Origin of the sequence: Streptomyces prasinopilosus (assembly GCF_001419695.1) — a bacterium.
In the GTDB taxonomy this organism is placed as follows: Bacteria; Actinomycetota; Actinomycetes; order Streptomycetales; family Streptomycetaceae; genus Streptomyces; species Streptomyces prasinopilosus.
Map to the genome: position 1 here is coordinate 1 of NZ_LIRG01000516.1, position 5,258 is coordinate 5,258.

5 protein-coding genes are annotated in these 5,258 nt (G+C 72.1%); 1 reads left to right on the forward strand and 4 read right to left on the reverse strand.

Annotation, left to right across the window (positions count from 1 at the left end):
* The 4 genes from AOK18_RS20815 to AOK18_RS20830 all read right to left on the reverse strand — a co-directional run.
* On the reverse strand, nucleotides 1–1,026 hold a 1,026-nt coding region (locus AOK18_RS20815), incomplete at its 3' end, for a beta-ketoacyl synthase N-terminal-like domain-containing protein (protein WP_055695347.1).
* Nucleotides 1,023–2,291 (reverse strand): beta-ketoacyl-[acyl-carrier-protein] synthase family protein, encoded by a 1,269-nt coding sequence (locus AOK18_RS20820; RefSeq protein ID WP_055573178.1) that lies wholly within the window; start codon nucleotides 2,289–2,291, stop codon nucleotides 1,023–1,025. The genes AOK18_RS20815 and AOK18_RS20820, both read right to left, overlap by 4 nt.
* Nucleotides 2,288–2,770 carry a cupin domain-containing protein gene (locus tag AOK18_RS20825; protein WP_055573177.1) on the reverse strand — a complete coding sequence of 161 codons (483 nt, stop codon included), beginning with the start codon at nucleotides 2,768–2,770 and terminating at the stop codon, nucleotides 2,288–2,290. Before AOK18_RS20825 ends, AOK18_RS20820 begins: the two co-directional genes overlap by 4 nt.
* 68 nt (nucleotides 2,771–2,838) lie before the next feature.
* A complete protein-coding gene (locus tag AOK18_RS20830) occupies nucleotides 2,839–3,978 on the reverse strand; it encodes a SchA/CurD-like domain-containing protein (RefSeq protein WP_055573176.1) in 1,140 nt (379 codons plus the stop codon).
* 245 nt (nucleotides 3,979–4,223) lie between these two features.
* Here AOK18_RS20830 and AOK18_RS20835 point away from each other — a divergent pair.
* A partial coding sequence (locus tag AOK18_RS20835) for an FAD-dependent oxidoreductase (RefSeq protein WP_167738719.1) occupies nucleotides 4,224–5,258 on the forward strand: 1,035 nt, incomplete at its 3' end.

The following is a 5,258-nucleotide window of genomic DNA, read 5'->3' on the forward strand; positions in this document are numbered from 1 at the left end:
GAAGCCGGTCTTGGGCGCCGTGACGGGAACCCGTCCGCCGTGCGCGCCCAGCGCGTCGGTGATCGCCAGCGCCTCGGCGCGGTCCGCCTCCGGCACGCCCATCGCGTCGGCGAACACCACGTCGATGTCCTCCGGCGCGGCGCCCGCCTCGTCGAGGGCGCCGCGGATCGCGCGGGCCAGCCCCTCCCGGGACTCCTCCCAGCGGGAGGCGCCCGTGAAGGTGGCGGCGTGGCCGGCGACGGTGGCCCGCACCGGCGCCCCGCGTTCGCGGGCGCTCCGCTCGTCCTCGACGACGAGCAGCGCACCCCCCTCGGCGGGCACGAACCCGCAGGCCTTCGAGGTGAAGGGACGGTAGGCGAGGTCCGGGTCCTCGACGGTGCTGATCTCGGAGTAACCGAGCTGGCAGACCATCGAGTAGGGGGCCAGCGGGGCCTCCGCGGCACCGACGACCATCGTGCCGGTACCGCGCCGGATCGCCCCGGCGGCGTGCGCGAGGCAGTCGAGACCGCCGGCTTCGTCGCTCGCCACCACCCCGCACGGGCCCTTGAAACCGCTGCGGATGGAGATTTGGCCGGTGCTGGCGGCGTAGAACCAGGCGATGGACTGGTACGGGCCGACGAACCGCGGCCCCTGCCCCCAGAGCTTCTGCAGCTCGCGCTGCCCGAACTCGCCTCCGCCGGAACCGGCCGCGGTCACCACGCCGACGGAGAACGGCTCCGCGGGATCACCGCTGCCGAGCCCGGCGTCGTCGAGGGCGAGGGCGGCGGCCGCCATCGCGAAATGACTGAACCGGTCGGTCTGGACCAGGAACCGGTCCTCGACGAGGGCCGCCGGGTCGAAGGAGCGGACCTCGCCCGCCACCCGCAGCGGCAGGTGTCCACAGCCCTCGCGGGTGATCCGGTCCAGCACGCCGATGCCTTCGCTGACGGACTTCCAGTAGGCATCGGTGCGCTGTCCGTTGGGCGCGATCACACCGATGCCGGTGATCGCCGCGCGGTGGGGGCGCTGCGTGCGCTGAGTACTCATCGGTTCCTCCCGCTCGGCCCGGTCAGCAGCACCGCGGACTGGAAGCCGCCGAACCCGCTGCCCACGGAGAGCACGTTCCTCAGCTTCCGGGGACGGGCGGTGCGCGGGACGTAGTCCAGGTCGCACTCGGGGTCGGGGGTTTCGTAGTTCGCCGTCGGCGGTACGGCCTGGTGCTTCAGGGCGAGCACGCAGGCCACCACCTCGATCGCGCCGATCGCACCCAGGGAGTGCCCCACCATCGACTTGATGGAACTCATGGGAGTGTCGTACGCGTGGGCGCCGAGCGACCGCTTCACCGCGGCCGTCTCGTGCCGGTCGTTCTGCCGGGTGCCGGAGCCGTGCGCGTTGACGTAGTCGATCCGTGTGGGGTCGAGACGGGCCTGGTCGAGGGTGCTGTCGATGGCCCGGGCCATCTCCAGGCCCTCGCTGGTCAGACCGGTCATGTGGTAGGCGTTGCCGAAGGTGGCGTACCCGCCGATCTCGCAGTGGATCTGCGCCCCGCGGGCCCGCGCGTGCTCGTACTCCTCGAGGACCAGCACCGCCGCGCCCTCGCCCATCACGAAGCCGTCGCGGTGCGCGTCGAACGGCCGCGAGGCGTGCTCGGGGTCGTCGTTGTTCGGCGACGTCGCCTTGATGGCGTCGAAGCACGCCATCGTGATCGGTGAGATCGGCGAGTCGGACGCCCCGGTGATGCAGACGTCGGCCCGGCCCTCGGCGATGGTGTGGAAGCCGTACCCGACCGCGTCGAGTCCCGAGGTGCAGCCGGTGGAGACCGTCTGCACCGGGCCCCGCGCGCCGAACCGCTCGGCGACGACCGCGGCGAGCGTGCTCGGCTGGAACGCCAGGTGCAGCTTCGGGTCGGCGGCCCGGTGGTCCACGTCCCAGCGCGAGCCGTGCTCGCTGACCCGGACGTAGTCGTGCTCCAGCCGGGTGGTGCCGCCGACCGCGCTGCCCAGCGACACCGCGGTCCGCCAGCCGTCGCCGCTCCCCGGGTGGAGCCCGGAGTCGCGGACCGCCTCGCCGGCGGCGGCCACGGCGAACTGGATGTACCGGTCCGCGTGCTGGCACAGGTCCGGCTCGAGACCGTGGTCGAAGGGGTCGAAGTCGCACTCGGCGGCGATCCGCGAGCGCAGCCCGCTCGGATCGAACAGGGTGATGCCGCGGGTCGCGGTGCGGCCGGCCGACAGAAGGTCCCAGAACGCCGTCGCCCCGGTGCCGCCCGGAGCGACCACCCCGATACCGGTGACGGCCACCCGGCGGGTCACTTTATGGCCTCACTGCGTCCGGCCGGCCGGCCCTGTCCGGCCCCGGACGCCACCGGTCCGCCCACGGTCAGCTGGGGGCCGGCCTCGGAGCCGGCGTTCTCCTCGGTGTCGACGTGCCCGAGGCTCGGATGCGGTGCGAGGGGGCCCAGGTGGAAGACCATCCGGGCCTCGGCGTCGGAGATGTTGCGGAAGCGGTGCCGCATGTCGATCGGGATCATCAGGGCCTGCTCGGCCCGCAGCGTGAACGGCTCCCCGTCCAGGTCGACTTCGAGCGCGCCGCTGACGACGTACACGAACTCCTCGGAGTACGGGTGGTAGTGCTCGCCGATGCGCTCACCGGGCTGGATGACGGCCAGACCCATGAAGCCACTGGTGGAACCCACCGTGGCCGGGGTGAGGAGGGTCCTGAGATCGCCTCCGCGCCTTCTGTTGGGTTCCGTCTCGCTCAGGTCCACGATGCGTGGATGCTGTTGGGACATGGTTGGTACCTCCGGGTGGGGCGGGAACGTCCGGGCGGGGCGGCCGCGGACGTCACCACGGTTTGCCGTCAGAAATCCGCCGTGCTGCGGTCGGTGACGGGCAGCATGTCGGCGTGCGACAGCAGCCGGTTGAGATTGCGTTCCGAGTTCAGGGGGGCGTCGACACCGACCGCCGCGCCGTCCAGGAGCCGTTCCAGCTCCGCCGCCTTCCCCTGGCCCTTGACTCCCAGGGCCCACTCGGGGTCGGCGTCGAGGGCGCCGGTGACGTCCAGCATGCGGACCACGATGTCGTCGCGCTGGAAGACGGTGCTCGCGAAGATGCGGCTGTCCGGGTGACCGACCGCGGCCTCGTCCTGCCGGGAGAGGAACCGGGCCAGCTCGATGCCCTGCCCCTCGACGGCCGGGTAGTACAGCGCGTGCCGCCGCAGGCCGGCGGGCTCGGGGCCCTCCGCCCGGATGTGGTGCACGGAGGGGAGCGCGGCCCGGGTGAAGAACACCCGCGCCGAGCCGGGGTCGGACAGGTCCCGCTCCTGCTCCAGGTGGGGGTCTATGGCCGTCTCGATGGCCCGGATCTCGGGCCGGCCGGCCACGTGGCGCAGTGCCGCGGCCAGGTCGCCCTCGACCTCCATGCACCGCACCACGCGGTTGCCGTGCATGAACACGGAGGTGCGGCGCAGCCCCGTGTCCGCCTCCAGCAGGGCCTTGGGGGACGTGTACCCGGCCAGGTGCTCCGCGACCTTGGACTCGCTGCCCGGCTTGACGGTGAAAGTGAGCGCGTGGCGGGCCACCCCCTCACCCACGCGGACCTGCGCCTGCAGGGGGGAGCGCTTCTTCGTCCCGGGACGCGGCTCCGTCTCGCGCAGGACGCTGTAGCGCATGGAGCGGGTGTCGCGGACACAGCTGTGCATGGGGCGGACGAGGTCGATGTGCTCCTCGCTGTTCACCCAGGAGAGGAAGGGGAGCGCGCTCTCCCACTCGCTGGTGATGAGCCACTGCGAGGGGTTCTCGATCGACTGGCAGAGCTGGTCCTGGATGTGCCCGGGAATGGACGCGACCTTGTTCCTCATGTGCTCGTAGGCCTCGAGGAACTGCTCCTGCGCCCCGTCGTACAGGTCGAGCAGCAGGATCACCCGCAGCCTGGAGCCGTCGAACGCCGAATGCGCTATGCGTCCCGCGGTGGGTCCCGTCGTGCGTTCCGTCGTGGTCATTCGGCGCACCTCTCCTCTTCTTCACGGAAGGCTCTTCAGTGGAGGTCGGGAACGACCCCGCCGCCGAAACGGCCGGGCTCGCCCTGAACCGATCGTCGGGGCGCCCCGCGAAGTGCGCGAGACACACGGCGCAGGTGGGTGAACCGCGCGTCAACCGGGTGCCGGCAGGAAACGGAACGGCTCGCAGCGGGCATGAATGCGGCGTCCTTTCCCCGCCCGTCCGGAGCGACGCTGGAGGCAGTTCAATGAACCGAATGCAAGAGGCCGGTGAGACCGGTCACCGCACGCCCGTCCTCATCGTGGGCGGCTCCCTCGTGGGCCTGTCGATGTCCGTGTTCCTGGGGCGCCTGGGGGTGCCGCACACCCTCGTCGAACGTCACACGGGCACGTCGATCCACCCGCGCGGGCGCGGCAACAACGTGCGCACCATGGAGCTGTTCCGGGTGGCCGGGGTGGAGGAGCGGATCAGGGAGGTGGCGTCGGTCCTGGCGGACAACCACGGCATCATGCAGACGCCGAGCCTGGCGGACGGCGACGGGGAGTGGCTGTTCAAGGACATCGACCCCGGGGGCGGGCTGGCCCGGTTCAGCCCCGCCGGGTGGTGCCAGTGCAGCCAGAACGACCTCGAGCCGGTGCTGCTGGCCCGGGCCCGCGAACTCGGCGGCGACCTGCGCTTCGCGACCGAGCTGATGTCCTTCGAGCAGGACGGCGACGGGGTGACGGCGCGGGTCAAGAGCCGGGAGACCGGCGAGCACACCACCGTCCGCGCCGACTACCTGGTCGCCGCGGACGGACCGCGCAGCCCCGTGCGGGAGCGGCTCGGCATCGGCCAGAACGGTCCGGGGGACCTGTTCCACAACGTGAGCGTCACCTTCTCCTCCCGCGACCTCGCGGACGTCGTCGGCGACCGCCGGTTCATCCTCTGCTACCTGACGAACCCGGAGGCCGACGGAGCGCTGCTGCCCGTCGACAACGCCGAGAACTGGGTGTTCCACGCCCCCTGGCACCCCGAACACGGCGAGACCTTCGAGGAGTTCACCGACGAGCGGTGCGTCGCCCACATCCGGCGGGCGATCGGCGTCCCGGACCTCGACGTCAAGATCACCGGCCGGGCCGCCTGGCACGCCGCCGAGCGGGTCGCCGAGCGGTACGCCGACCGCCGGGTGTTCCTCGCCGGCGACTCGGCCCACGAGATGTCGCCCACCGGGGCGTTCGGCTCCAACACCGGCATCCAGGACGCGCACAACCTCGCCTGGAAGCTGGCCGCCGTGCACGGCGGC

Coding starts and splice junctions, on each gene's coding strand:
- AOK18_RS20825 (WP_055573177.1), bottom strand. CDS start 2,770: ATGTCCCAACAGCATCCACGCATCGTGGACCTGAGCGAGACGGAACCC.
- AOK18_RS20830 (WP_055573176.1), bottom strand. CDS start 3,978: ATGACCACGACGGAACGCACGACGGGACCCACCGCGGGACGCATAGCG.